The sequence below is a fragment of the Streptomyces sp. Root431 genome (genome assembly GCF_001426585.1).
In the GTDB taxonomy this organism is placed as follows: domain Bacteria; phylum Actinomycetota; class Actinomycetes; order Streptomycetales; family Streptomycetaceae; genus Streptomyces; species Streptomyces stackebrandtii.
On the sequence record NZ_LMEI01000010.1, the window covers coordinates 58,449 to 82,414 of the forward strand.

A 23,966-nucleotide genomic window follows, 5' to 3' on the forward strand; every position below is an offset into this window, starting at 1 on the left:
CTTCTCGAAGGCGGCGGGGAGCCTGAGCTCCCTCACGTGTCGGAGTCCTCGCCGCGCTCGCGCTTCTTCAGCTCTTCCTCGCGGCGGCGCAGGTCCGCCTCCCAGTCCCTGAGGACCGAGTCGTCGTCGGGGGCGTCCTGCTTCTCGGGGCCGTTCTGCTTCTCCGGACCGTCCTGCCTCAGGGACTTCAGGAACTCCGGGTTGTCGTCGGGGGCCACCCAGCCGCCCGCGCGGCCCCGCGCTCCGGCCGGGCGCCGCACCTTGCCCGCGAAGAACCAGACGATCGGCCCGACGATCCAGAACAGCAGGATGATGATGACCCAGACCACCTTCGGCAGGTGCTTGGTCTCTTCCTCCGGGGTGTTCAGGCAGTCGATGAAGGCGTAGATCGTCAGCGCCAGCGGCAGGATGTACAACAGCGCCCTGAGCATGTGGGACAGCCCCCTGGAAGCGGTGGCGGAGGCGCGTTTCGGCGGCCCCGGTGACAGGTCAAGGGTAGCCGGTGCCCGATACTGGCCCTTATGGCTTACGACGATCTCCGCTCGCTGCTCAGGGCCCTTGAGCGCGAAGGCGACCTCAAGCGCATCAAGGCCGAAGTCGACCCGTACCTGGAGGTCGGGGAGATCGTCGACCGGGTGAACAAGGCAGGAGGCCCGGCGCTCCTCTTCGAGAACGTCAAGGGCTCCTCGATGCCCCTCGCGATGAACGTCTTCGGGACCGACCGCCGGCTGCTCAAGGCCCTCGGCCTGAAGTCGTACGGCGAGATCAGCGAGAAGATCGGCGGGCTGCTCAAGCCCGAGCTTCCGCACGGTTTCGTCGGGGTCCGCGAGGCCTTCGGCAAGCTCGGCTCGATGATCCACGTGCCGCCGAAGAAGGTGAAGTCCGACGCCGCGCCCGTGCAGGAGGTCGTTCTCACCGGCGACGACGTCGATCTCGATCTCCTTCCCGCGCTCTTCACCTGGCCCAAGGACGGCGGGTCCTTCTTCAACCTGGGCCTCACCCACACCAAGCACCCGGAGACCGGGGTCCGGAACCTCGGGCTCTACCGCCTCCAGCGCCACGACAAGCGCACCATCGGCATGCACTGGCAGATCCACAAGGACAGCCGCAACCACTACGCCGTCGCGGCGGCGAAGGGGGAGCGGCTGCCGGTCGCCATCGCCTTCGGCTGCCCGCCGGCCGTCACGTACGCGTCGACGGCCCCGCTGCCCGGTGACATCGACGAGTACCTCTTCGCCGGCTTCGTGCAGGGCAAGCGGATCGAGATGGTCGACTGCAAGACCGTGCCGCTCCAGGTCCCCGCGCAGGCCGAGGTCGTCGTCGAGGGGTGGCTGGAGCCGGGCGAGATGCTGCCCGAGGGTCCCTTCGGCGACCACACCGGCTTCTACACGCCGCAGGAACCGTTTCCCGCGCTGAAGATCGACTGCATCACGATGCGGAAGCGTCCGCTGCTCCAGTCGATCGTCGTCGGCCGGCCGCCGACCGAGGACGGTCCGCTCGGCCGTGCGACGGAGCGTTTCTTCCTGCCGCTCCTCAAGATCATCGTGCCGGACATCGTCGACTACCACCTGCCGGAGTCGGGCGGCTTCCACAACTGCGCGATCGTCTCGATCGACAAGAAGTACCCGAAGCACGCGCAGAAGGTCATGCACGCCATCTGGGGCGCGCACATGATGTCGCTGACCAAGCTGATCATCGTGGTCGACAAGGACTGCGACGTGCACGACCTGCACGAGGTGTCCTGGCGGGCCCTCGGGAACACGGACTACGCCCGTGACCTGACGGTCGTCGAAGGACCCGTCGACCATCTGGACCACGCCTCCTACCAGCAGTTCTGGGGTGGCAAGGCCGGTATCGACGCCACCAGGAAGCTGCCCGAGGAGGGCTACACCCGGGACGGCGGCTGGCCGGACATGGTGGAGTCGGACCCGGCGACGGCGGCCCTCGTGGACCGCCGCTGGAAGGAGTACGGGCTGTGACCACGGCCGCCGTACCGGGCGCGGAGCCGGGGCGTACGAAGGCGTTCCTGCGGCTCGTGATGATCGAGCACTCGGTCTTCGCGCTGCCCTTCGCGTACACCGCCGCGCTCACCGCGATGTACCAGCTCGACCGGAACATCCACTGGTGGACGCTCTTCCTCGTCACCGTCTGCATGGTGGGCCTGCGGACCTTCGCCATGGCCTGCAACCGGATCATCGACCGCGAGATCGACGCCCGTAACCCGCGGACGGCCAACCGCGAGCTGGTGACCGGCGCCGTCTCCGTGCGGTCCGCGTGGACCGGGGCCGGGATCGCCGTCGTCGTCTTCCTCGGCGCCGCCGCCCTGCTCAACCCGCTCTGCCTGGCGCTCGCGCCGCTCGCCGTCATCCCGATGGTGGTCTATCCGTACGGCAAGCGGTTCACGAACTTCCCGCACGCGATCCTCGGGCTCGCCCAGGCCATAGGGCCGATCGGCGCCTGGCTCGCGGTCACCGGCGAGTGGTCGTGGGACGCGGTCATCCTCGGGCTCGCGGTCGGCGTCTGGATCGGCGGCTTCGACCTGATCTTCGCCTGCCAGGACGTGCAGGCGGACCGCGCCCACGGCGTCATGTCCGTACCGGCGCGCTTCGGGATCCCGGCCGCGCTGTGGGGCGCCCGCGCCTCGGCCGTCGTCACCACGGGACTGCTCGTCTGGTACGCCCTGGCCACGGACGCGGGGCTGTTCTTCTGGATCGGCCTCGTCATCGTCGTCGCGGCCTTCTGCTACGAGCACTCGATCGTGAAGCCGCACGACCTGTCCCGCCTCAACCGGGCGTTCTTCACGACGAACGGCTTCATCGGGATCAGCCTCTTCGTCTGCGCGCTGCTCGACCTGCTGGTCCGGGGGCTCACCCCGTAAGCCGCCGGCGGACCGCCGTCAGACCCTCGCGCCCGGAGCCCGCACGTCAGGCTCCGGGCGCGAGGCGGTCCAGGAGGGCGTCGAGGCCGGCGGCCAGGCCCTCCGGGCCGCCGTGCCGGGCCAGTGTCGGGGCGGCGGCGCGCAGCGACGGGAGCTCGCGGGCCGGCATGCGGTGCAGGCCGAGGCGGAAGGCGGGCTCGGGCTCGTCGGGGTTGTCGACCATGGCCCGCAGGTCTCCGAGGATGTAGCCGAGGACCCAGCCGGTGACGGCCCGGAAGGCCGTGACGGTGGCGTCCTCGTCCAGACCCGCCCGGGCCAGGAGGGCGAGGATCCGCTCGTGGTCCCTGAGGACGGGGAGCGGGCGGCGGGCGAGCGGGACCGCCAGCATGCGGGTGGCCAGGAGCGGGGCCACCTGGGGGTGGGCGAGGGCGACCCCGTAGGTCGCGGCGGCGATCCGGTGGAGCTCGGCCCGCCATTCGGGTGCCTCCTCGGAGGCGGCCAGCTGTTCTTCCAGCTCCGTGTAGAGGGCCTCGACCAGTCCGTCGAGCAGTGCGTCCTTCCCGGCGGCGTACCGGTACAGCGCCATGGCCTCGACGCCGAGCTCCGCGCCGGTCCTGCGCATGCTCAGCGCGGACAGTCCCTCCCGGTCGACCAGCTCCAGGGCGGTGGCGAGTACCCGCTCGCGGCTCAGGCGGCCGTAGCGCCCGTGGTCGCCGGCGCGCCTGCCGGGCGCGCGGCGCCCCGACGCGGGGGGCCCTGCCGCGGGGTCCTTCTCGATCGCCATGTGCCCGCCTTGACCTTGGGACATCCAGGGTTAAAGTGTACATATACGACGTAAACGTAGGGTGCTTCGCCACGGTGACAGGGTGGATCCCTCGGACGCCACACCCAGCGCCCGACCGGTCACCACCACACCGGTCACCACACCGAGCACCACACTCCGGCGGACGGCCTCCGCAGCACGACGCGACCGTGCGCCGATTCGATCCCGGAGCCATCATGACCACGCACCCGACTCTGCCGCAGGGCATCGAGTCCCAGTCCGTCGACCACCCCCTCCGCCGCTCCACCGACCCGCCTCCGCACCCGCAGCGGCGCGCCGAGGACAAGACGCCGGTCCGGCCCGTGGTGAGCCTGGTGATCCCGGCCCTCAACGAGGCCCGCAACATCCCCTGGGTCTTCGAACAGATCCCGGACTGCGTCGGAGAGGTCCTGCTGATCGACGGCGACTCCCACGACGCCACGGTCAGCGTGGCCACCCGGATCCTGCCCACCGTCCGCAGCCTGAAGCAGAGCGGAAAGGGCAAGGGGAACGCGCTGCGCACCGGCTTCCTCGCGGCGCGCGGCGACTACGTGGTGATGATGGACGCCGACGGCAGCATGTCCCCGGCGGAGATCCCGCACTTCGTCCACTTCCTGGAGAACGGCTACGACTTCGTCAAGGGCTCCCGCTTCGTCGAGGGCGGCGGCTCCCTCGACATCACCCGCTTCCGCAAACTCGGCAACCACGCCCTGCTCGCGCTCGTGAACCGGCTCTACGACGCCACGCTGACCGACCTCTGCTACGGCTTCTGCGCCTTCCGGCGCAGCTTCCTCGACCAGCTGGACCTGCACGCCACCGGCTTCGAGATCGAGGCCGAGATGATCGTGCACGCGCTGCGCTCCGGACTCCGGATCGCCGAGGTCCCGAGTCTCGAACTGCCCCGCCGCAACGGGCAGTCCAACCTCCACGCCATCTCCGACGGACGCCGGGTACTGCGCACGCTCCTCTCGGAGCGTCCCGGCGTCCGGCCCGCGTCGGCCGGGCCCGCCACGGCCGAGCCCATGTCCGCCCAGCCGGTGTCGGCCCAGCCGCTGACCGCCTCGCGGGAGCGGAGCACGTCATGACGCGCGGCAGCCGCGCCGCACCGAGGCCGTCGCCCCGCGGGGCGCTCCGCCCGGCGGCGCCGGCTTCACCGATGGCGGTCGTGGACATCGACCTCGCCGAGCCCGGGGCGTTCCGCCGCCCCGGGGGCGGGGCGCGGACCAGGCCGTCCGGCCGCGCGCTCGGACTCGTACGGTTCCACGGCCGCCCGCTGGGGATGGCCGAGGCGTCCGGCGGCGAGCCCGAGGAGCTGTGGCGGGCCCTCGCGGCCGCGGCGCTGCGGGACTTCGCGGGCGCCGACGAGGACGTCGGGCTGGACGAGCCGCACCGGACGTTCGTCGAGGCGACCGCGGTCAGCGTGATCGTGGCCACGAGGAACCGCACCGGGATGCTGCGCGACTGCCTGGACTCGCTCCTTGAGCTCAAGTACCCGCGGTTCGAGGTGATCGTGGTGGACAACGCCCCGTCGGACACCTCCACGGAGGAACTGGTCCGGCGGGAGTACGGCGGCACGCGGGACGACGGCGGGCCCCTGCGGAACCACAGCGGCACCCCGGACGACGGCACCCGGGACGACGGCGGGCTCCTGCGGAACGACGGCCCAGCCGTCCGGTACCTGCGCGAGCCCGTGCCCGGTCTCGCCCGGGCCCACAACCGCGGGCTCGCCGCGGCCCACGGGGAGATCGCCGCCTTCACCGACGACGACACGCTCGTCGACCCGCTGTGGCTGACCGCGCTCGTCGCGCCCTTCCAGGCGGACCCCCGCACCGGCTGCGTCACCGGACTCATCGTCCCCGCCGAGCTGGAAACCGAGGCGCAGGTCGCGCTGGAGCGGCACGGCGCCTTCGGCAAGGGGTACGCCGCGTGCACCTGGTCGCTGCGCGCCCCGTCCGCGGACCCGTTGTTCCCGTTCACCGCGGGCCGATTCGGCTCCGGCGCGAACATGGCCTTCCGTACGGAGCTGCTGCGCGAACTCGGCGGCTTCGACCCCGCCACCGGCGTCGGCACCCCCGCGCACGGCGGCGACGACCTGCTCTCCTTCTTCCGCGTCCTGGCCCACGACCGCTCGCTCGCCTACGAGCCCACCGCGATCGTCTGGCACCGGCACCGGCGCACCCCCGAGGCGCTCGAAGCGCAGGCGTTCGGCTACGGCGCCGGGTTCGGCGCCTATCTGGCCGGCGCGATCGTCCACGAACCCCGCATGCTGCCCGCACTGCTCCGCCGGCTGCCCGGCGGCGTGCGGTACGCGCTCGCCAGGAACCGCGAACGCGCCGGACCGGCCACCGGCCGCGGCGCCACGGCCTCCCGGCTCGCCCGACTGGAGCTGCGGGGCATGCTCTACGGGCCGTACGGCTACTGGCGCAGTCGGCACATCGAGCGACGGACAGGCCGATGACCGGGCCGCGGACCGCGGGGCACGCGCCCTTGGCGGCCGCTCCCACGGCCGCGGGGCACGCGCCCCTGGTGGCCCCTCCCACAGCCGCCCCCGCGGCCGCTCCCGCGGCCCCTCCCACAGCCGCTCCCACGGCCGCTCCCACAGACGCGGGGCACCCGCCCCCGGCGGCCGCCCCCACGGCCGCGCGGGACCGGCCCCCCGAGGCGAGGCGCTCGCTCGGCGCGGTGGTCAAGTCCGGCGCCACCGCGGTCTTCCCCCGTGACCCGCTCCTGCGCAACGGGCACCTCCTCGCGATCAGCTCCCTCGTCAGCGCCGCGCTGGGATCCGTCTTCTGGGTCCTGGCCACCCACTGGTACGACGACGAGGTGGTGGGCCTCAGCTACTCCGCGCTCTCCATGACCCTGCTCCTCGCCAGCATCGGCCAGCTCAACCTGTCCGACTTCCTCGTCCGGTTCGTGCCGTCCGCCGGCCACCACACCCGCCGGCTGATCCTCCTCTGCTACGGCGTGAGCGCCGTCATCAGCGCCCTGGTCGCCATGGGCTTCCTGCTGCTCGTCCCCGTGGTCGCCCCCGGCCTCGGCTTCCTGCTGACCCCGGTGACCGCCGCCTGCTTCGTCGCCGCCACCGCCGGATACGCCGTCTTCGTGATGCAGGACGGCGCGCTGACCGCGGTGCGACGGCCCGGCTGGGTGGTCGGCGAGAACGTGATCTTCGCGTGCGTCAAGATCGGGCTGCTCGGCGTGGGCGCGGCACTGGCGCTGTTCTCCGGCATCCTGCTCTCCTGGGTCGGGGCGCTCGCCGTCTCGCTCGTCATCGCGAACTTCGTGCTGCTGCGCCGGGCCGTGCCCGAGCACGTACGGGTGTCGACGCAGGCGAAGCGGCCGGACCGGGCGCTGCGGTACGCGGCCGCCGACTACTTCGGCTCGCTGTTCCGGATGGCGGCGTACACCGTGGTCCCGCTGATCGTCCTGGACAACCTGGGCGCCGAACAGAGCGCCTACTTCTCGCTCGCCTGGATCGTCGGCTACGTCCTCTACCTGGTCGCCCGCAACGTGGGCAGCTCCCTCGTGGTGGAGGCCGTGGGCAGCCCGGAGCGGCTGGTCGAGCACGCGGTGAGGATGCTGCGCCACACGGGTCTGCTGCTCGGCGCCGGCATCGTCCTCGTCGCCGTGCTCGCACCGCAGATCCTCTCCTTCTTCGGCCCCGAGTACGCCGAGCACGGCACCACCCTGCTGCGGCTCCTCGCCCTGTCCGCCCTGCCGAACATCGTCGTCAGCCTCGCCATCGACGTGTGGCGGGCGCGCCGCCGGCTGCGGTGGGCGGTCGGCGTGCAGATCGTGATGTGCGTGCTCGTCCTGGGGCTCACCAAGCTGCTGCTGCCGACGCTGGGGATCACCGGCGCGGGCGTCGCCTGGCTGGTGACCATGTGCCTGCTCGCCACGCCGCTGCTGATCTGGCGGTCGCGCTGGCTCACGACCGGATCCAGGAGGTCCTCGTGAACACCGACACGGACACCGGCACCGGGACCGGCACCGGTTCCCTCCCCGTGCCGAGCCTGACGGTCGTCGTCTGCGCCTACACCCTCGACCGCTGGGACGACCTGCGGGCGGCGATCGGGTCCCTGCGGGCCCAGCGGCACCCCGTCACGGAGACCGTGCTGGTCGTCGACCACTGCCCTGACCTGTACGAGCGCGCCTCCACAGCCTTCCCGGGTGTGCGGGTGCTCGCCAACGGCGAGCGCAAGGGACTGTCCGGGGCGCGCAACACCGGTGTGGCGGCCGCCCGTTGCGAGGTCGTGGCCTTCCTCGACGACGACGCGGCCGCCGATCCGGACTGGTCCGCGCGGCTGCTCGCCCCCTACGCCGACGGCGCCGTCGTGGGCGTCGGCGGTCTGGTCCGGCCGTGGTGGGTCACCCGGCGGCCAGTGTGGTTCCCGCGCGAGTTCGACTGGGTGATCGGCTGCTCGTACCACGGGCTTCCCGAACAGCCCTCCCCCGTACGGAACTTCATCGGCGCCAACATGTCCTTCCGCCGGTCCGAGCTGATCGCCGCCGGAGTGTTCCGTACGGACCTGGGGCGCGTGGGGACCCGCCCGCTCGGCTGCGAGGAGACCGAACTGTGCCTCCGCATCGCGGCCCGCCGCCCGGACGCCGTCCTGCTCCACGAACCCGCCGCCGCGGTCCGCCACCGCGTGCCCGCGGCACGCGCCACCTGGGCGTACTTCGTCGCCCGGTGCTACGCCGAGGGCCTGTCCAAGGCGCACGTCGCCCGGCTCGGCGGCAGTCGCGCGGCCCTGTCCAGCGAGCGCGCCTATCTGCGGTCGACCGTCCCGCGGGCGTTCGTACGGGCGCTGCGGCCCGGCCGCCCCGGCGGGCCGCGTACGGCATCGGCGCTCGTGGGAGGGGTCGGGGTGACCGTCGCGGGCTATGTCGTGGGCCGGGTCCGGCGCCCCGCGCCGGCCTCCGGCGCGGGCGGGCCCGCCGTCGCGGCACCGGCCGCCGTACCCGTCGCGGGACCGGCCGGAGAGGCGGGCGGAGGCGGGCCATGACCGCCGTACCCGTCTTCCTGTACCACTCGGTGTCGTCCGACCCGCCGTCCTGGATCGCGCCGTTCACGGTCCGCCCGCGCGACTTCGCCGAGCAGCTGGACGTGATCGCCGACAGCGGCCTGCGGATCGTGCCGCTGGCCCGGCTCGTGGAGGCGCAGCGCGGCGGACCGCCGCTCCCCGCCCGGTCCGCGGTCCTCACCTTCGACGACGGTTTCGCCGACTTCCACTCGACCGTGCTGCCCCTGCTCACGCGGCGGGGCATGCCCGCCACCCTGTACGTCACCACGGGCGCCCTGCGCGGCCGGGCCGGCGGGCCCGAGGACGACGTCTTCCCGCCGGAGTCGCGGATGCTGAGCTGGCGTCAGCTCGTCCCGCTGGAGCTGTACGGCGTCGAGATCGGCGGCCACACGAGGACGCATCCGCAGCTCGACACGCTGCCCGCGCCCCGGGCGTGGGACGAAGTGGCGGGATGCAGACGCGATTTGGAGGACTTCCTCGGTCATTCGGTCACGGCGTTCGCCTATCCCCACGGGTACTCCAGCCCCTCGGTGCGCGACCAGGTGCGCGCGGCGGGCTGGACCTCGGCCACGGCCGTGCGCGACGCGTTCAGCTCGGCGGACGACGATCCGCTGCGCATCGCCCGGCTGATGGTGCGCGCCGACACGGACCGGGACCGGTTCCGGCAGTGGACCGCGGGGGCCGCGGCGCCGGTCGCGCCCTTCGCCGAAAGCCCCAGGACCAAGGGCTGGCGCGCCTACCGCCGGCTGAGGGCGCGGCTGAACGTGCCGTACAAGGCGGTGTCGGGGGGCCTGTAGCCCACCCGGCTCACGACGGCTGTTGCCACACCCGTACCCAGTCCACGCGCATCCGGGCCGTGTCGACCGAGTCCGGCGGCGGCTCCGGCACCCCGACCGCGAGGTTGATCAGCACCTCCATGGGCACGTCCGGGATCCGTTCCGTGTCGGTCACCCGGAGGCGTTCGACGTTGTCCACGTACCAGACCAGCTTGTCGGGCTCCCACAGCAGACCGAAGACGTGGAACCCGTCGGGGAAGTCGACCGGGCCGTACGTGCCGCGCTGGCGTTCCTCGTCGCCGTCGGGCCCGCGCCAGTGCACGTACATGCTGACCTGCTCGGTGGTGTCCAGGAACTCCATGATGTCGATCTCCGGCGGCGTGAACTTCGAGGCGGGCATCATCCAGAACGCGGGGAACATGCCCTCCTCGGACGGGATCCTGATCGCCGCCTCGAAGTAGCCGTACGTGAACGTGCGCCGGGGCTCGGCGTACCAGTCGTCCCGCCCGGTGGAGATCATTCCGGAGGTCCACGGGTAGGTCCGGTCGTCGCTGCCTTCCGTCTCGTGCCGCTCGGCGGTGAGGGTCAGCTCGCCGTCCCGGACGGAGACCTGGTCCGGCATGTACCACTGCAGTTCGTCGTTGCCGCTGTTGGTGCAGCCGCCCTTGTTCCAGTCGTAGCAGGTGGTCCACGTCCGGTCGTCGAGTTCCGTCCCGTCGAAGTTCTCGTCCAGGACGAGCCGCCACGCGCCGGACGGGGTCGGCATGACGGCGGTCGGCGGGGTGGCCCCGGCCGCCGCCGTGCCGTCGGCCTGACCGGACACGCAGGCGGTGGCCGTCAGCAGCAGGGCGGACGCCAGGGCCAGCGCCGCCCGGCGAAGGGGCCGGCGGGCCCCCGGCGCGTTCACCGGTCCCCGCCCGCGACCGAGGTGGCGAGCCGGTGCGCGGCGAACGTCGTGCCGTGGACGAACCGCAGGACCGGGCCGAAGGTGGGGGCCGCGGCCAGGCCGGTGAAGTACAGGCCGGGGACCGAGGACTCGAACCCCGCCGACAGGACGGGCGCGCCGCCGGGCAGGGCGCGGACCGACGTCCGCAGGGACGGCTCCAGGACGGGGGTCCGACGCACGTCCACCCGGTAGCCCGTGGCCGCCAGGACGTGGTCGGTGTGCAGGACGTCCTGCCGTCCCGCAGGGTCCGCCAGCTCCAGGCGTACGGCTCCGTCCGCGCCGTCCTGGTGGCGGGCCGAGACGAGCCGGCGCCCGCACAGCACCGGGAAGTGGCCGTTCACCCGCTCCCGCAGCCACCACGCGCCGGACGGCCCGAGCACGGTCCGCAGGACGTGCGTGCGCACCGGGACCGGCAGGTGGCGGTAGGCGGCGGGGCCGCGGCTGACCGCGAACAGCGACCAGCCGGGGCCGAGCGCCGAGCCGGGCTTGCGCAGCCGCTCGGGCCAGGGCCGGGCGGCCGGCCGGTCCGTCGGCGGCGGGTCGCCGAACAGCAGGGCCCCGGTCCTGGCGATCACGACGGGCCGGGCGCCCGCCTCGTGCAGCAGCGCGGCGCTCTCCAGGGCCGACTGGCCCGCGCCGACGACGGCGACGCGCCGGCCGGCGAATCCGGCCAGGTCCGGGTGATCGCACGTGTGGGACGCGAGGCCCGCCGCGGCGAGCGGGTCGAGGCCGGCCGGCCGGTGGGCGTACGGCACGAGCCCGGTGGCCACGACCACGGCCCGTGCGGTGATCTCCTCGCCGGAGTCCAGCAGGACGCCGAAACCGCCGTCGGCGGTCCGTACCTCGCGCACGGCCGTACGCTCCACGCCGGGCACCAGGCGTTCCTGGAACCAGTGGCCGTACGCGATGAACTCGTCGACCGGGATCGGATAGGTGTCGCCCACCGGCCCCCGGCCCCGCGCCGTGCGGAAGTCCGCGAACCGGTGCCCGGCCTCGGGCGCGGAGATCGAGGACGCGGCAGGGACCGATTTGAGGAACATGCCGTCGGGCATGTGGGTCCGCCAGGTCTCCATCGGCTCGCCGAACACGCGCACGGACGCGCCGGTCGCGCCCAGCCAGGCGGCGGTGGCCAGTCCGAACGGACCGGCGCCGACGACCACGACGGGAAGCCGGCGGCGGTCGGCGGTTCCGGAGTACGGGGGCGGATCCTGGGCCATCGCGCGCCTCCTCTCCACGCGGGCGTCTCCCGCAGGGGCTCTTCAACCAGCCTGCACCCCGGCGCGCCGGTTCCGCGCGCCGGGACGGAGGGACAGCAGGGCGAGGACGGAGGTCAGGGTGGCGAGGGCGACGAGGGACCTGGTGGCGGTGAAGACGCCGCCGAGGAAGAGCGCGACGGCCACGAGGGTCGCCAGGGCGAGCCCGAGCACGAGGGTGACGAGCGCGCCCTCCAGGACCGCGGCCGGGTGCCCGCCCCGCGGCCGGCCGGCGGGCCGCAGCGCGAGCAGGGCCGCGAGCCCCGGGCAGACGAGCAGGAACGCGGTGACGGCGGCCACCCGCACCGGGGCGGCGTCCGGCAGCGCCATGGAGAGGAGCGCGAGCCACCCTGAGGCGGCGAGTCCCAGGCGCAGGAAGATCACGGGTGCCTCCTCAGTCCGGTGGCGGTGTCACATAGCGGTAGACGATCGCGTCGCCGTTGTCGTAGACGCGCGTGAAGCCCGGGGCGTTGGACAGATCGGACTGGAGCCGCTCGGCGACGTCTGCGGGCAGGGCCCCGGTGACGTAGAGGTTCATGTCCTGGGCGCGGGTGAGCACGATGTACGCGGGCTTCTCCTCGGTGGCGCCGTAGATGAAGCCCTCCACCCCCTCCAGCGGGTCGATCACCATCTGCCGCAGGTCGTCCGGGTCCTGGTAGGCGAGCTGGATCCGGCGGTGTTTCTCGTAGTCCAGGTCGAGGTCGGGCACGTCGGCGGTGAGCGTGACGATCGTCGAGCCCGGTGGGGCGTGCTCGATCACGTAGCGGGCGGCGGCGACCTCCTTGAGCGTGTACTGGTTCAGGGCCTCCTTGCCGTAGTAGCCGAAGACCAGCGCGCCGAACATGGCGAGGAGGACGGGGTAGACGGCGAGCGTCGGCCAGACGCGCCGCCGGTCACCCGGCGGCAGCAGGAGCGCCGCCACCAGGAACGCGGCGGCGGGCAGCGCGAAGAGGTAGGCGCGGAAGAGCATCTCGCCGCCGTAGGCGTTGACGGCGAGCAGCGGCAGCGGGGCCGCGGCGAGCAGGGGCAGGCCGGTGCGCCGGGTCCACCGGCGGACCAGCATCCCGGCCAGGGCCAGGACGGCGACCGCCGCCGAGAGGCCGCGGTCGACCCAGGACAGCAGGATCTGCCCCGGGGCGGCGTCGCCCAGGGCGGCGAGCCCGGAGGAGACGTTCTGGTCGGGCTGGGTGAGGGACTGGATGAGGTTGGTGATGTTGACGGCGATGTACGACCGGGCCACGGTGGCGTCCCAGGCGGCGGTGAGGACGACCGCGGCGATCAGGACCGGCAGCGCGAGGCGTCGGCTGCGGCGGGGCAGGGACAGCATCGCCATGGCGCTGATCAGCATCAGCGGTGTCAGCGGGTGGGAGACCACGATCGCGGCCACCATCACCACGACCGCCGCGAAGAGCCCCGGCGGCCAGCCGTCCCGGCGGCGCGGATCGGGGCGGGGGAGCGCCGACGACGGCAGCCGCCGGAACAGGAGGGCGACCACGGTCATGAAGAGCAGGAAGGCGAAGGACTGCGGCGCGAAGTAGTCCTGCCCCACCCAGGAGCAGCTGTAGAAGATCCAGACGGCGCCCCAGACGAGCCGCCGGTCGCGGGTCACGCTCCGGTAGATCAGGAGCAGCGGGGCGAGCAGCAGGGCGTTGGCGACCGGGGGCGTCCAGGAGGCGTACCCGACGGCCGAGTCCAGGCCGGTGGTCCGCAGGAACATCGCGTGGAGCTCGAAGAAGCCCGGCCAGTCGTTGTAGACGGAGAACTTGTCCGCGTCCGGCACCTCGCCGCCGTGCCGGATCACCGCGTCGATGACCGCCAGGTGTTTCCAGGCCCAGGAGTACCGCAGGGTCGGGTACAGGAGCGTGGGGGTGGCGTGGAGCAGGGCGATCAGCGTGAGCACGTAGCCGGTGAGCCAGGCGCTGTGGGTGCGGCGGTCGGTCAGGGCCAGGCAGAAGCCGAGCGTGAGCAGGCCGGCCGCGACCCAGAAGAGCGGGGGCAGCACCTGGAGCAGCCCGAGGTCGCGCATCTTGTCGAGCGGGACCGAGCGCAGCGACAGCAGCCAGAGGACGACCGAGAGCGGCAGGACCACGCGCGCCGCCCACACGCGGAGGGCGCCGGAGCGGGTGCGGGGAGCGGTACGGGTGTCGGTACGGGTGTCGGTACGGGTCCCGGTCCCGGTCCCGGTCCCGGCGGCGGGCTGTTCCGGGGCGGCGGTCGCGGCGCCGTCACCGGTGCAGGCGGCGCCGGGAGAGTCGTCCGAGGCGTGGGCCCGGCGGTCGTTCCCGCTCACCGGAACACGTCCATGACCTGTTCGGCGGGATCACGCTGTCCGGTAAGCCGCGAAAGGGACATTATGGTGTGATTCTAGAACGTCCCCTGCTGTGGGGCCTGATGGGATGTCGGGTCTCGGGAGGCCGTCGAAGGGAGAGCCGTGACGCCGCGTGCGCCGGACGACCCACTCCTCGATCCGACGGTGCCCGCGCTCCTCGCCAAGGTCGGCGGCTACCCCCAGCACCACGGCGGGCTCGGCGTGGTGCGGACCCTCGGCCGGGCCGGCGTCACCGTCCACGCCGTCGTCGAGGACCGCCTCACCCCCGTCGCGCTCTCCCGCCACCTGTCCCGCGCGTTCGTCCGGCCGACGACCGGCCTGGAGCGGCAGGACGTGCTCGTCGGGGTCCTGCTCGACATCGGCCGGTCCATCGGCGCTCCTTGCGTCCCCGTGCCCACCGACGACGAGGCCGCGATCCTCTTCGCCGAGCACGCCGAGGCCCTGTCCGAGTGCTTCCTGCTGCCCCGGGTGGACCCGGGCCTCCCGCGGCTCCTCGCCGGAAAGGCGACCCTGCACGCGCTCTGCGAGGAACTGGGTGTCGCCGCGCCGCGCACCCGGGTGCCCGGCAACCGCGACGAACTCGTGGACGCGGGCAGGGAGCTGGGCTTCCCCGTCGTCCTGAAGAACCGCGAAGCGTGGACCCGGCTGCGCGACCCGGCCGTGGGCGGCACCACCGCGGTCCGCGACGAGCGCGGCCTCCTGGACCGGTTCGCGCCCGGCGCCCTGCCCCCGCTCCTGGTGCAGGAGTACATCCCGAGGGAGTGGGCGGAGGACTGGATCACCCACCTGTACTGCGGAACCGGGGGCGAGCCCCGGGTCGCCTTCACCGGTCTGAAGCTGCGGTCCTGGCCGCCGTACGCCGGGGTGACGACACGGGCCGTGGCGCTCGCCAACCCCACCCTCGCGAAGCTGGCCGCGGACCTGTGCCGCCGGATCGGCTACAGCGGCGTCGCGGACCTCGACTGGCGCTACGACCGCCGCGACGAGCTCTACAAGCTGGTGGACTTCAACCCGCGGACCGGCGCCCAGTTCCGGCTGTTCGAGACCATCGACGGCGTGGACGTCGTCCGGGCCATGCACCTCGACCTGACGGGCCGTGACGTGCCGCCGGGCCCGCAGGTCGACGGGCGGGTGTTCGTGGCGGGCCAGCTCGACCTGCCGTCGGTACTGGCCTGGCTGCGCGAGGAGCACCGGCTCCCGCCCGCCCTGCTGCCGGGACCGGACACCGAGCGCGCCTGGCTCAGCCGCGAGGACCCGCTGCCGGCCGCGGCCGAGGGGGTCCGGTTCCTCGGCGCCGTCGCCCGCCGGATCGGCCGGGAGGTGCGGGCGCGGGGCACGCGGAGCCCGTGAAGGCGCGAGGACCTCGCCGGGCGGAGCCCGTAAAGCCTCATGGAGCGGAGCCCGTAAAGGCCTTGTTAGAGTGAAATATCCGCATTCATTCGATGAATGGCCGGGAGGATCCGTGGACACCGCGCTCCCCCGTGCCGTGCCGGGCGAGCGGCCCGGCCCCGCACGGTCGGGATGGACCGGTCTCCTTCCGCTCGACCCGAGCCCGCTCCTGACCCGCCCGTCCGACCTCGCGCGGGCCCACCGCCTCGCCGGACTGCTGCGCGGCGGGAACGTCCGCTTCCGCGATCTGCACCGGCTGGAGCGGACCGTCTCCGACCTGCTGGTCTTCCGGCTCGAGGACCACGCCGCGGAGCCACTCGTGATCAAGCACCCCCGCAGCACCCGCGCGGCCGGATCCCTCACCCACGGCTGCGCGGTCCTGCGCGAACTGGCCGGGGACGACCGGATCGGGGAGTGGCGACGGCTGCTGCCGTCGGCCGAGGAGCTGCGGTACGAGGGCCGGCTCCTGCTCGTCGCGGAGCGCTGCCTGCCGGGCGTCGAGGGAGACGTCCTGCTCCGGCGCGCACCCGACCGGACCTGGCCGCTCGCCGTCTCGGCACTCGACGCCGTCGCGGCCCTGCACCGGGCGACCGGCCGCCCCGAGCGGGCCGGGGGCCGGACCGACGACTGGGTCGACGCCCGCCTGGCGGTACTGGCCCAACAGGTCCCCTGGTGCGGCGGGGCCCGCGGCACGGCCGCCGTACGGGCCCTGCGGGAGCGCCTCGCCGGCGGCCTGGCCGGACGCACCCTGACCGTGGCCCGGACCCACGGCGACTACCACCCCGGGAACATCCTGGTGGACGAGGAGAGCGGAGCGCTGTCCGGGGTGATCGACTGGGCGGACTCGCGCCGCGACGGGCCGTGCGCCGTCGACTCCTACCTCTTCGTCCTCACCCTGCGGCAGCAGCGCGAGCGGCGGGAGCTGGGGCAGATCGTGGCCGACGCCGTCCGCCGCGGCGGCCTGCTGCCCGAGGACCGCGCCCTGCTCGCCCACTCCGACGTCCCGCCCCCGGGCCGGGAGTCCGACGAGGCCCTGCTGCCGCTGCTCACCTGGCTGTGGCACGTCGCGGGGAACGCGGCCAAGTCCGCCCGCTACGGACGCAGCCGCCGCTGGGTCGCCGGAAACGTGGTGCCGGTCCTCACCGAGGTGGCGCGGCGGTGAGCACGGTCGAGGTCCTCGCGCAGGCCACCGCGGCGGGCCCGGTCCGGGTGACGTCCCCGGCACCGCGCGAGGTCTGGTGGCGGCTGGCCGAGGAGGACCGGGCCACGCTGGTCACCCAGACGCCGTACTGGCTCGACGCCCTCTGCGCGACGGCGCCGTTCGAGGACGCCAGCCGGCTGTACGTCTTCGCCGGCGGCCGACGGCTCGTCGTCCCCCTCGTCCGGCGGCGCGGCCTGCCCGCGCGCCTGACCGCCGAGGAGTCCTGGCCGTCCGGCTGGGGGATCGGCGGACCCCTGGCGGCCCCGGGCACGCCCGACGAGGAGGAGGCCCTGGTCGTCTTCCGCGACCTGGCCAGGCGCCCGGCGCTGCGGGTCGGCGTGCGGTTCGGGCCGGACGCCGACCCGGTGTGGGCGGCCGCCGCACCCCCGGACTTCGCCGCCGAGACCATCACGACGTACGGACTGGACCTGAGCGGGGGCTTCGACACCGTCTGGGAGCGCCGCTTCCACGCCCGGGTCAGGCGCGACGTCCGCAAGAGCGAACGGTCGGCCGTCGAGGTGGAGGTCGACCGCGAGGGCCGCCTGGTGGACGACTTCTACGGTCTGTACGAGACGTCCATGGTGCGCTGGGCCGGGCAGCAGCACGAGCCGAGGGCGCTCGCCCGGCTGCGGCAGTCCAGGGCGTTCCCGCAGCGGTACCTGGAGGCGGTCGCCGAGCGCTTCGGCACCTCGTGCGCCATCTACCTGGCCAGGGTCGGCGGGGAGCCGGCGGCCGGCGTGGTGGTGCTGTCGCACGGGGACCGGGCCAAGTACTGGCGCGGCGCCATGGACCGCGACCTGGCCCATCCGGTGCGGGCGAACTTCCTGCTCCAGAAGCTCGCGATCGAGGACGCGTGTGCCGAGGGCCGGACGGCCTACGTCATGGGCGACTCCCGCCCGGGGTCCTCGCTCGCGTACTTCAAGGAGGGGTTCGGGTCCGAGGGGCACCCCACACTCCGCTACCGCCGCGAACGCCTTCCGCTCACCGAGACGGACCGGCTCATGAGGTCCGCGGCCAAGCGGCTGCTGCGCTTCCGGGACGCCTGACGAAACCCGGGAGCGTGCCGCGCTCAGGCCTGGCTTTTCCCGGCCGGATAGGCTCACTGTCGTGGAGTCGCAGGAGATGAAGAGTCGTCGGCCCTGGGTGGTGGGGGTTTCCGGCGCGTCGGGTACGCCGTACGCCGCCGCCGTACTGAGGGGGCTGCTCGCCGCGGGGGAGAGCGTCGACCTCGTCGTGTCGCGGGCCTCGCGGCTCACGCTCCTCGACGAGACGGGGATCTCCTTCCGGGACGCGCACTGGCGCGAGGACCTCGCGGCCTGGCTGGCGCGGGGCGCCGACGGGAAGCCCGACACCTTCGACGTCGCGGACGCGCTGGACGACGTGCGGTACTGGGCGGCCGGGGATCTGGCCGCGGGGCCGTCCTCGGGCTCGTACCCGGCGAAGGGGATGCTCGTGGTGCCGGCCTCGACCGCCGCGGTGGCGGGAGTGGCGCTCGGACTCTCGAAGGACCTGCTGCAGCGGGTCGCGAGCGTGACGCTGAAGGAGCGGCGGCCGCTGGTGGTCGCCGTGCGGGAGACCCCGCTCAACGGACAGACGCTCAAGCACATGGTGGCGCTGGACGAGGCGGGCGCAGTGGTGCTGCCCGCCTCTCCGGCGTTCTACGCGGGGGCGACGCACATCCAGGATCTGGTGGACTTCGTCGCCGGGCGGGTGCTGGACGCGGCAGGTGTGCCGCACCGGCTGTACCGCCGCTGGGAAGGAGAGCTGGGTGCTGCTCTCCAGGCTGATTAGCGCTTCTTGGCGCGCTTCTTCGCGGCGCGCTTCGAGGCGGAGGTCGACCGGTGGGCACGCGAGCGGTTGGCCAGGTCCTGCAGCTCGCGCATGCGTGCGTAGGCCATCTCGATCGTGTACACGGTGAACACCACTCCTGAAAGATCGTCTTTGATCTGCTGAAAGATTCACAGGGCGTCTTCCCTGTGTACCTTAGATTCTATACCTAAACTCGCGGTATCGCTGGACAATGGAAGGCTTCATACCTATGGACGCCGTGGACAGGCAGCTCATCCAGGCTCTGCGCGAGAACGGTCGTGCCTCGTACGCCGAGCTCGGCCGGCTCGTCGGGCTCTCCGGCCCCTCCGTCACCGACCGGATCAACCGCCTTGAGGCCGCCGGTGTCATCACCGGCTACCGCGCCACCGTCGACGCCGCCTCGCTCGGCCTCGGCGTCACCGCCCTCATCGGCATCTCCCTCTCCGACGCCGCCGACCACGAGGACGTGGCCCGCCGCCTCAAGGACCTGGCCGAGATCGAGGACTGCTGGTTCATCGCCGGCGACGACTCCTTCATGCTCAAGGTCCGCGTCAGCGACGTCGACGGCCTGGAGAAGACCATCCGCCGCCTCAGCGGCACGAAGGGCGTCTCCCGCACCCGCACGACGATCGTGCTCTCCACCAAGTGGGAGAACCGGGTCGGGGACCTGCCCGAAGAGGGCTGAGAGTACGGTGGTGGAGCCTGATTTCGGAGACGTCGGAGACAAAGGGAGGCGGCCGTACATGGACGCTGGACTCAAGCGCGAACTTGAGCAGAAGGTCCGGGACGGTGAGCGGCTGAGCCGCGAGGACGGCATCGCCCTGTACGAGTCCGACGACCTCGCATGGCTCGGCGGGCTGGCCCACGAGGTCCGGACCCGCAAGAACGGCGACGTGGTCCACTTCAATGTCAACCGGCATCTGAACATGACCAACGTCTGCACCGCCTCCTGCGCCTACTGCTCCTTCCAGCGCAAGCCGGGCGAGAAGGACGCGTACACCATGCGCATCGAAGAGGCCGTGCGCCTCGCGAAGGCGATGGAGAACGAGAACCTCACCGAGCTGCACATCGTCAACGGGCTCCACCCCAACCTGCCCTGGCGGTACTACCCGCGCTCGCTCTCCGAGCTCAAGAAGGCCCTGCCGAACGTCTCCCTCAAGGCCTTCACGGCCACCGAGATCCACCACTTCGAGACGATCTCCGGGATGTCCGCGTCCGACATCCTCGACGAGCTGATCGAGGCCGGCCTGGAGTCCCTGACCGGCGGCGGCGCCGAGATCTTCGACTGGGAGGTCCGGCAGCACATCGTGGACCACCGCACCCACTGGGAAGACTGGTCGCGGATCCACCGCCTCGCCCACTCCAAGGGCCTCAAGACCCCCTCGACGATGCTCTACGGGCACATCGAGGAGCCGCGCCACCGCGTCGACCACGTGCTGCGGCTCCGCGAGCTCCAGGACGAGACCGGCGGCTTCCAGGTCTTCATCCCGCTGCGGTACCAGCACGACTTCGTCGACATGCAGGACGGCAAGGTCCGCAACAAGCTCCAGGCGCGCACGACGATGGCGACCGGCGCCGAGGCCCTGAAGACCTTCGCGGTCTCCCGGCTCCTCTTCGACAACGTGCCGCACGTCAAGGTCTTCTGGGTCATGCACGGCGTCCAGACCGCGCAGCTCGCGCTCCAGCACGGCGCGGACGACATGGACGGCTCGGTCGTCGAGTACAAGATCACCCACGACGCCGACAACTACGGCACGCCGAACAAGCTGGGCCGCGACGACCTGCTCGAACTGATCAGGGACGCGGGCTTCCGGCCGGTCGAGCGGAACACGCGGTACGAGATCATCCGCGAGTACCCGGGCCCGGAGGCGGACCGGCGCGAGACGCCGCAGTCGATGCGCTTCTGACGACGCGTACGGTTCCGGCAACGCGCACGGTTCCGACGACACGTACGGTTCCGGCGACACGCACGGAGGAGGGCCGGCGGGGACACCCCGCCGGCCCTCTTCCCGTTCCCGTCACCTCAGGGGCAGCAACATGACGATGTCGTCGCGGTCGTCGCCGGGGGCGACCCGGATCGCGTCGGGGACGCGGCCGACCTCCTTGTAGCCGGACCTGGCGTAGAAGGCGTCGACGCCTGTGCCGCCCCGGCAGGTCAGGCGGATCGCCTCGACCGCCTCGAAGCCCTCGGCGGTCCGGGCGGTGTGCTCGACGGCCGCCATGAGCTCGGCGCCGTATCCCTTGCCCTGGTGGCGGGGGTGGACCATCACCGTGTAGAGCCACACCCAGTGGGTCATCAGCGGGTGGGTGTTGAAGGTGAAGAAGGCGGTGGCGGCGACCTCGCCGTCCTCGTCGCGGCCGACCAGCAGGCGCGTGCCGCCCTCGGCCATGGCGACGAGGTGCCGGAGGAGCGCGGGGCGGATCTCCTCGGGGGTCACGGGGGGTACGAAGCCGACGGCGCCGCCAGCGTTGGAGACGTCGGCCCAGAGGGAGAGCACGCCGTCGCGCAGGGTGCGGTCGACCGCCGGGTCCACCTCGAACGTAAGGGTCATGTAACCACCTTAACTATTACCTGGCGTAGGGCTCAAGAGGTGTCGGCCTCACCCCGCTCCCGGCGGGCGACCCGCCCCGTGCTTCACTGGTGGGGCGCTCGTCCCGTATGGGAACTTTTCGGAACGGAAGAGTGGACTGACTGACATGCTCCGCTACACGCTGATGCGGCTCGGCATCTTCGCCGGGTGCTTCTTCGCCCTGTGGGGTCTCGTCTACGTCGGCGTGCTGCCGCGCGGACTGGGCGACTCGAACCTGCTCTGGGTCCTCGTCCTCTCCATCGTCGTCTCCGCCCCGCTCAGCTTCGTCCTCCTGCGCAAGCAGCGCGACGACATGAGCGTCGAGATCGTCGAGAAGGTCGACCGCGCCAAGGGCCGGCTGGCCTCGAACCGGTCCCAGGAAGACGCGCTCTAAAGCCTGTCGGCCGGCCCGTCGGTCGGCCCGTCCGGCCGACCGCCGGCCCGCATAAGGGCTGCGTAAGCTTCATCACAGATCACCCACCCCAGTCGGAGCTTCCCAGGCTCCCGCCTGGGGTGTTCTGCGTTTCGGAGGCGAATCGGGGCGTACGCGCCCCAAAGAATGGCTTTGAGGATCTCAAAGTTCAAGTGTTAACGTGTTCGACATGACGACAGCAGTGCGCCCCTCTCATGCCGCGAGCATCCCGCTCGTGGCGCGCCTGCACGTCGATCTGTGCCGCTGTATGTCCGCGGTCTGTTGCCGCGAGCTCTGACCCGGCATCATGCAGCGGCCCGCGTGAAAACGCGTGTGTGCCGCACCCCCGTCCCGTATTTCCCGATACGCACCTGTGGAGTGTGTCTGTGTCCGCGTCCGCGACCACACCCGAGCAGAAGTCCCCGGCTTCCTCACGCATACCGAAGATCCCCTTCTGGGCCCAGATCATCGCCGGTCTCGTCCTCGGTGCCCTCCTCGGCTGGATAGCCCGCAGCCAGGACGTCGCCTGGCTGAAGGAGACCCTCGGCCAGATCGGCGACATCTTCGTCCAGCTGCTCAAGCTGGCCGTCGCCCCGCTCGTCTTCTTCGCGATCCTGGTCTCGATCACCAACCTGCGGAAGGTGAACAACGCCGCCAGGCTCGCCACCCGCACCCTGCTCTGGTTCATGATCACCTCGCTCATCGCGGTCGCCATCGGCCTCGCGATCGGCCTGATCACCAACCCGGGCTCCGGCACCGGCCTCACCCCGCAGGACGGCAAGCTGCCGAAGCGCGAAGGCTCCTGGATCGACTTCCTGACCGGCATCATCCCGTCGGACGTCATCACGCCCTTCACCGAGCTGAACGTCCTCCAGATCGTCTTCATGGCCGCCGTCGCCGGCATCGCCGCCCTCAAGCTGGGCGACAAGGCCAAGCCGATCCTCACCCTCTCCGAGTCGATCCTGGAGCTCCTCCAGAAGGCCCTGTGGTGGGTCATCCGCCTCGCCCCGCTCGGCACCGTCGGCCTCATCGGCTTCGCCATCGCCGACTACGGCTGGGACCTCATCGGCAAGTACGCGACCTTCACCGCCGACGTCTACATCGGCTGCGCCCTGGTCCTCTTCGGCGTCTACCCGCTGCTGCTCGCCACGGTCGCCAAGGTCAACCCGATCCAGTTCTTCAAGGGCGCCTGGCCCGCGATCCAGCTGGCCTTCGTCTCCCGCTCCTCGGTCGGCACCATGCCGGTCACCCAGAAGGTCACCGAGCGCCTCGGCGTCCCGAAGGAGTACGCCTCCTTCGCCGTCCCGTTCGGCGCCACCACCAAGATGGACGGCTGCGCCGCGATCTACCCGGCGCTCGCCGCGATCTTCATCGCGCAGATCTTCGACGTGCAGCTCGGCATCGGCGACTACCTGCTGATCGCCTTCGTCTCGGTCATCGGCTCCGCGGCCACCGCCGGCCTCACCGGCGCCACGGTCATGCTCACCCTGACCCTCTCCACCCTGGGCCTCCCCCTGGAGGGCGTCGGCCTCCTCATGGCGATCGACCCGATCCTGGACATGATGAGGACGGCAACGAACGTTGCAGGTCAAGCGCTCGTGCCGGTGATCGTCTCCGCCCGCGAGAAGATCCTCGACCACACCGCGTACGAGAACGCCTCCTCGTCCCCGATCGACGAGCTGGTCGCGGTCGGCGAGACCGACCAGAAGGTCGCGGTCGGCGCCGCGGCCTGACGCTTCGACGCTCCGCACCGCCTACGTGCCCCCTGCCCCCGTCCGGGCAGGGGGCACGTAGGCTTCTGCGGGGCAGCCGGTTGATCTTGGAAACAGGGGTGGGTGCCATGGGTGGCGGTGCGAAGGCGCGGCGGTTGCCGCGGGTCGTGCGGGAGCGGCAGATGATGGACGCCGCCGTGCGGTGCTTCGCCCGGCACGGGTACCAGGCGGCGTCGATGGACGAGATCGCCGAGCTCGCGGGGGTGTCCAAGCCGCTGGTCTATCTCTATCTGGGCTCCAAGGAGGAGCTGTTCACCGCCTGCATCCGGCGGGAGGCGCGGGCGTTGCTCGGTGCCGTGGCCGCCGGGGTCGAGGACCGGAGCCGGCCCGCCGACGAGCAGCTGTGGGCCGGGCTGCTCGCCTTCTTCACGTACGTGGCGGACCATCCGGACGCGTGGGTGGTGCTGAGCCGGCGGGCGTGGACGCAGGGGGAGCCGTTCGCGGACGAGGCCTCGCGGATGCGGGAGGAGATCGCCGCCTTCGTGGCGGGGCTGATCGGGGAGGCCCACGGGGGCGGCTCCGGGCGGGACGTGCGGGGGCTCGCGCAGGCGCTCGTGGGGGCCGCCGAGTCGCTGGCCGACTGGGCCGCCGAGTCGCCGGGGGCGCCCGGGACGTCGGCGAAGGAGGCTGCCGCGACGCTGATGAACTTCGCGTGGGTGGGGCTCGGAAACCTCATGAAAAGCGAGCGCTGGTCTCCCCCTTGAGGCTTACCCCACAGTAAGGTTACCGGCTAGTCATCACCTGGCACGGCCACCGTCACGGGTCCCCAGGAGCGCAACGTACCGACGCACGACCTCAGTTCATC

24 protein-coding genes are annotated in these 23,966 nt (G+C 72.2%); 16 read left to right on the plus strand and 8 right to left on the minus strand.

Going from position 1 to position 23,966, the window contains the following annotated elements; translation table 11 throughout:
* Positions 1-32: 32 nt before the first annotated feature.
* On the minus strand, positions 33-431 hold the full coding sequence (locus ASC82_RS17905; protein WP_056648786.1) for a PLD nuclease N-terminal domain-containing protein: 399 nt from the start codon (positions 429-431) through the stop codon (positions 33-35).
* 90 nt (positions 432-521) lie between these two features.
* On the opposite strand from ASC82_RS17905, the gene ASC82_RS17910 reads away from it, so the two are divergent.
* On the plus strand, positions 522-1,979 hold the full coding sequence (locus ASC82_RS17910) for a menaquinone biosynthesis decarboxylase (protein ID WP_056648788.1): 1,458 nt from the start codon (positions 522-524) through the stop codon (positions 1,977-1,979).
* The gene (gene mqnP, locus ASC82_RS17915) at positions 1,976-2,878 is read left to right on the plus strand and encodes a menaquinone biosynthesis prenyltransferase MqnP (protein ID WP_056648790.1); all 903 of its coding nucleotides are present in this window, start codon (positions 1,976-1,978) and stop codon (positions 2,876-2,878) included. Before ASC82_RS17910 ends, mqnP begins: the two co-directional genes overlap by 4 nt.
* A 46-nt stretch (positions 2,879-2,924) precedes the next feature.
* On the opposite strand, the gene ASC82_RS17920 is transcribed toward mqnP, so the two are convergent.
* A complete protein-coding gene (locus ASC82_RS17920) occupies positions 2,925-3,662 on the minus strand; it encodes a TetR/AcrR family transcriptional regulator C-terminal domain-containing protein (RefSeq protein WP_056648791.1) in 738 nt (245 codons plus the stop codon).
* A gap of 215 nt (positions 3,663-3,877) precedes the next feature.
* Here ASC82_RS17920 and ASC82_RS17925 point away from each other — a divergent pair, with 215 nt between their 5' ends.
* The 5 genes from ASC82_RS17925 (at position 3,878) to ASC82_RS17945 (ending at position 9,501) form a co-directional block, all read left to right on the plus strand.
* Positions 3,878-4,765: a glycosyltransferase family 2 protein gene (locus tag ASC82_RS17925; protein WP_056648793.1), complete on the plus strand. Its 888-nt coding sequence runs from the start codon at positions 3,878-3,880 to the stop codon at positions 4,763-4,765.
* Positions 4,762-6,138, plus strand: coding sequence for a glycosyltransferase family 2 protein (locus tag ASC82_RS17930; protein WP_079039337.1), 1,377 nt, complete (start codon positions 4,762-4,764; stop codon positions 6,136-6,138). Before ASC82_RS17925 ends, ASC82_RS17930 begins: the two co-directional genes overlap by 4 nt.
* A 224-nt stretch (positions 6,139-6,362) precedes the next feature.
* Positions 6,363-7,637 carry a hypothetical protein gene (locus tag ASC82_RS17935; RefSeq protein WP_056648797.1) on the plus strand — a complete coding sequence of 425 codons (1,275 nt, stop codon included), beginning with the start codon at positions 6,363-6,365 and terminating at the stop codon, positions 7,635-7,637.
* A complete protein-coding gene (locus tag ASC82_RS17940) occupies positions 7,634-8,686 on the plus strand; it encodes a glycosyltransferase (protein ID WP_242427700.1) in 1,053 nt (350 codons plus the stop codon). The genes ASC82_RS17935 and ASC82_RS17940 overlap by 4 nt, the downstream gene beginning before the upstream one ends.
* On the plus strand, positions 8,683-9,501 hold the full coding sequence (locus ASC82_RS17945; protein ID WP_056648799.1) for a polysaccharide deacetylase family protein: 819 nt from the start codon (positions 8,683-8,685) through the stop codon (positions 9,499-9,501). Before ASC82_RS17940 ends, ASC82_RS17945 begins: the two co-directional genes overlap by 4 nt.
* Before the next feature lie 10 nt (positions 9,502-9,511).
* On the opposite strand, the gene ASC82_RS17950 is transcribed toward ASC82_RS17945, so the two are convergent.
* The 4 genes from ASC82_RS17950 to ASC82_RS17965 are packed head-to-tail and all read right to left on the minus strand — an operon-like array spanning position 9,512 to position 13,969.
* Complete coding sequence (locus ASC82_RS17950; RefSeq protein WP_056648801.1) at positions 9,512-10,387, minus strand: glycoside hydrolase family 16 protein; 876 nt, start codon at positions 10,385-10,387, stop codon at positions 9,512-9,514.
* Positions 10,384-11,643, minus strand: coding sequence for an FAD-dependent oxidoreductase (locus ASC82_RS17955; protein ID WP_056648803.1), 1,260 nt, complete (start codon positions 11,641-11,643; stop codon positions 10,384-10,386). The genes ASC82_RS17950 and ASC82_RS17955 overlap by 4 nt, the downstream gene beginning before the upstream one ends.
* Positions 11,644-11,685: 42 nt before the next feature.
* Complete coding sequence (locus ASC82_RS17960) at positions 11,686-12,063, minus strand: hypothetical protein (RefSeq protein ID WP_056648805.1); 378 nt, start codon at positions 12,061-12,063, stop codon at positions 11,686-11,688.
* A gap of 10 nt (positions 12,064-12,073) precedes the next feature.
* A complete protein-coding gene (locus tag ASC82_RS17965) occupies positions 12,074-13,969 on the minus strand; it encodes a glycosyltransferase (RefSeq protein ID WP_199862559.1) in 1,896 nt (631 codons plus the stop codon).
* A gap of 141 nt (positions 13,970-14,110) precedes the next feature.
* On the opposite strand from ASC82_RS17965, the gene ASC82_RS17970 reads away from it, so the two are divergent.
* The 4 genes from ASC82_RS17970 (at position 14,111) to ASC82_RS17985 (ending at position 18,389) form a co-directional block, all read left to right on the plus strand.
* The gene (locus tag ASC82_RS17970; RefSeq protein ID WP_056648807.1) at positions 14,111-15,358 is read left to right on the plus strand and encodes a hypothetical protein; all 1,248 of its coding nucleotides are present in this window, start codon (positions 14,111-14,113) and stop codon (positions 15,356-15,358) included.
* A gap of 112 nt (positions 15,359-15,470) precedes the next feature.
* On the plus strand, positions 15,471-16,559 hold the full coding sequence (locus tag ASC82_RS17975) for a phosphotransferase (RefSeq protein ID WP_056648809.1): 1,089 nt from the start codon (positions 15,471-15,473) through the stop codon (positions 16,557-16,559).
* Entirely contained in the window at positions 16,556-17,644 is a 1,089-nt protein-coding gene (locus ASC82_RS17980; RefSeq protein ID WP_056648811.1) for a GNAT family N-acetyltransferase, read from the plus strand. The genes ASC82_RS17975 and ASC82_RS17980 overlap by 4 nt, the downstream gene beginning before the upstream one ends.
* A gap of 76 nt (positions 17,645-17,720) precedes the next feature.
* Positions 17,721-18,389, plus strand: a complete 669-nt coding sequence (locus tag ASC82_RS17985; RefSeq protein WP_024761205.1) for a UbiX family flavin prenyltransferase — start codon at positions 17,721-17,723, stop codon at positions 18,387-18,389.
* Here ASC82_RS17985 and ASC82_RS31410 read toward each other — a convergent pair.
* The gene (locus tag ASC82_RS31410) at positions 18,386-18,511 is read right to left on the minus strand and encodes a hypothetical protein (RefSeq protein ID WP_277914790.1); all 126 of its coding nucleotides are present in this window, start codon (positions 18,509-18,511) and stop codon (positions 18,386-18,388) included. The genes ASC82_RS17985 and ASC82_RS31410 overlap by 4 nt on opposite strands.
* Before the next feature lie 125 nt (positions 18,512-18,636).
* Between ASC82_RS31410 and ASC82_RS17990 the strand changes: the two genes are divergently transcribed.
* The gene (locus ASC82_RS17990; RefSeq protein WP_055642891.1) at positions 18,637-19,092 is read left to right on the plus strand and encodes an Lrp/AsnC family transcriptional regulator; all 456 of its coding nucleotides are present in this window, start codon (positions 18,637-18,639) and stop codon (positions 19,090-19,092) included.
* A gap of 58 nt (positions 19,093-19,150) precedes the next feature.
* Entirely contained in the window at positions 19,151-20,314 is a 1,164-nt protein-coding gene (gene mqnE, locus ASC82_RS17995) for an aminofutalosine synthase MqnE (protein ID WP_056648813.1), read from the plus strand.
* Positions 20,315-20,425: 111 nt separating this feature from the next.
* Here the strand turns inward: mqnE and ASC82_RS18000 are convergent, their stop codons facing one another.
* Entirely contained in the window at positions 20,426-20,959 is a 534-nt protein-coding gene (locus ASC82_RS18000) for a GNAT family N-acetyltransferase (protein WP_056648815.1), read from the minus strand.
* 145 nt (positions 20,960-21,104) lie between these two features.
* Between ASC82_RS18000 and ASC82_RS18005 the strand changes: the two genes are divergently transcribed.
* The 3 genes from ASC82_RS18005 (at position 21,105) to ASC82_RS18015 (ending at position 23,865) form a co-directional block, all read left to right on the plus strand.
* Positions 21,105-21,371, plus strand: coding sequence for a DUF4229 domain-containing protein (locus ASC82_RS18005; RefSeq protein WP_056648817.1), 267 nt, complete (start codon positions 21,105-21,107; stop codon positions 21,369-21,371).
* A 404-nt stretch (positions 21,372-21,775) separates the two neighbouring features.
* Positions 21,776-23,122 carry a dicarboxylate/amino acid:cation symporter gene (locus tag ASC82_RS18010; RefSeq protein ID WP_056648819.1) on the plus strand — a complete coding sequence of 449 codons (1,347 nt, stop codon included), beginning with the start codon at positions 21,776-21,778 and terminating at the stop codon, positions 23,120-23,122.
* A gap of 107 nt (positions 23,123-23,229) precedes the next feature.
* Positions 23,230-23,865, plus strand: coding sequence for a TetR/AcrR family transcriptional regulator (locus ASC82_RS18015; RefSeq protein WP_056649550.1), 636 nt, complete (start codon positions 23,230-23,232; stop codon positions 23,863-23,865).
* The last annotated feature ends 101 nt before the right edge of the window (positions 23,866-23,966 follow it).

Bases quoted from the DNA above. Each gene is read 5' to 3' on its own strand.
- ASC82_RS17905 (WP_056648786.1), bottom strand. From the start codon at position 431: ATGCTCAGGGCGCTGTTGTACATCCTGCCGCTGGCGCTGACGATCTAC.
- ASC82_RS17910 (WP_056648788.1), top strand. From the start codon at position 522: ATGGCTTACGACGATCTCCGCTCGCTGCTCAGGGCCCTTGAGCGCGAA.
- ASC82_RS17920 (WP_056648791.1), bottom strand. From the start codon at position 3,662: ATGGCGATCGAGAAGGACCCCGCGGCAGGGCCCCCCGCGTCGGGGCGC.
- ASC82_RS17925 (WP_056648793.1), top strand. From the start codon at position 3,878: ATGACCACGCACCCGACTCTGCCGCAGGGCATCGAGTCCCAGTCCGTC.
- ASC82_RS17930 (WP_079039337.1), top strand. From the start codon at position 4,762: ATGACGCGCGGCAGCCGCGCCGCACCGAGGCCGTCGCCCCGCGGGGCG.
- ASC82_RS17945 (WP_056648799.1), top strand. From the start codon at position 8,683: ATGACCGCCGTACCCGTCTTCCTGTACCACTCGGTGTCGTCCGACCCG.
- ASC82_RS17955 (WP_056648803.1), bottom strand. From the start codon at position 11,643: ATGGCCCAGGATCCGCCCCCGTACTCCGGAACCGCCGACCGCCGCCGG.
- ASC82_RS17985 (WP_024761205.1), top strand. From the start codon at position 17,721: ATGAAGAGTCGTCGGCCCTGGGTGGTGGGGGTTTCCGGCGCGTCGGGT.
- ASC82_RS17990 (WP_055642891.1), top strand. From the start codon at position 18,637: ATGGACGCCGTGGACAGGCAGCTCATCCAGGCTCTGCGCGAGAACGGT.
- mqnE (WP_056648813.1), top strand. From the start codon at position 19,151: ATGGACGCTGGACTCAAGCGCGAACTTGAGCAGAAGGTCCGGGACGGT.
- ASC82_RS18000 (WP_056648815.1), bottom strand. From the start codon at position 20,959: ATGACCCTTACGTTCGAGGTGGACCCGGCGGTCGACCGCACCCTGCGC.
- ASC82_RS18005 (WP_056648817.1), top strand. From the start codon at position 21,105: ATGCTCCGCTACACGCTGATGCGGCTCGGCATCTTCGCCGGGTGCTTC.
- ASC82_RS18015 (WP_056649550.1), top strand. From the start codon at position 23,230: ATGGGTGGCGGTGCGAAGGCGCGGCGGTTGCCGCGGGTCGTGCGGGAG.